Source organism: Aurantimonas sp. C2-5-R2, from assembly GCF_036549495.1.
In the GTDB taxonomy this organism is placed as follows: domain Bacteria; phylum Pseudomonadota; class Alphaproteobacteria; order Rhizobiales; family Rhizobiaceae; genus Aurantimonas; species Aurantimonas coralicida_A.
The window spans coordinates 1-1,085 of the sequence record NZ_JAZHLJ010000244.1; the positions used below are offsets into that span (position 1 = coordinate 1).

Annotated in this window: 2 protein-coding genes and 1 pseudogene; 2 read left to right on the forward strand and 1 reads right to left on the reverse strand. The window is 63.1% G+C overall.

From position 1 onward, the window contains the following. A pseudogene (locus tag VQ044_RS25280) lies at positions 1-202 on the reverse strand (class I fructose-bisphosphate aldolase); the annotation flags it as partial. 272 nt (positions 203-474) lie between these two features. Between VQ044_RS25280 and VQ044_RS25285 the strand changes: the two are divergent. Next, positions 475-918, forward strand: a complete 444-nt coding sequence (locus VQ044_RS25285) for a hypothetical protein (protein ID WP_331827906.1) — start codon at positions 475-477, stop codon at positions 916-918. Further along, positions 809-1,085: IS66 family insertion sequence element accessory protein TnpB (gene tnpB / locus VQ044_RS25290; RefSeq protein ID WP_331827905.1), on the forward strand; the 277-nt coding region annotated here is incomplete at its 3' end. The genes VQ044_RS25285 and tnpB, both read left to right, overlap by 110 nt.

Genomic DNA, 1,085 nt, shown 5'->3' on the forward strand with positions numbered 1-1,085 from the left:
CCTTGATGATGGTCGCGCCCATCAATGCTGCCATATGCGCCGCATAGGCGATGATATCGAAGCCGGTTTCACCCTCCTTGGAAACCTTGCCGCCACGCGGATAGGACCAGACGACGGTCATCAGCCCGCGCGATTTCGCCTCCAGACTGATCTCACGCAGTTCCTCCATCATGTCGTAGGAGTGGTCGGACCCCGGATAGATGGTGAACCCATCCCCGTCGCGGTCACACCCTCTGGCGCCAGCACGACCTGATAGTTGGAACTGGCCGCGACTGTAGGAAAATCACCGCGGCTCCGGCCAGGAAGATGGTACGCCTACGGTGAAGGCCGCCTTGCGAATGTTGGGTTTTTCGCCTGAGAACAGTGCGTATGGACAGGCATACGCACAGAGCCTTCGAACGGCTTGAGATCGTCGAGACGGGGCGCCGTCGTCGCTGGAGCGACGAAGAGAAGCTGAAGATCGTCATCGAGAGCATGGCGGGTCCGCGACTGGTGTCGGCGACAGCCCGTCGATACGGGATCTCTCGCTCGCAATTGGCGACATGGCGGCGGACCTTTCAAGATGAGCCCGGCGGATCGGAGACTGTGCCGACGTTCGTTCCAGCGGTGCTCACGCCGGCGTTGGAGCCGCTGAGGCAAGAGAGCGCGGCGGCGGCCTCACGCATGGGGATCATCCTGCCGGGCGGACGGCGGGTCGTCGTCGACGCCGATCCAAAAGCTCTGGCGCGGGTCATTGCGTTCTGGATCGGCGCCGGTGATCCCGGTTCCGAGTGGCGTGCGTGTCTGGCTGGCGACGGGCCATGTCGATATGCGCAAGGGCTTTCCGGGGTTGTCGCTGATGGTCCAGGAGACGCTGAAGCGCGATCCGAACGACGGGCATCTCTTCGTCTTTCGCGGGCGTCGCGGCGACCTGATTAAGGTGATCTGGCACGACGGCCAGGGTGCTTGCCTATTTACGAAACGGCTGGAACGCGGCCGGAGGCAACATCCAATCAAATATCGTCGCCGATCCGAGGACGGAGCGCCTTCACCCCAGCGCGGCGAATCCGCGATCCAGCCCGGCAACCAGATCCTCCTCCCCCTCC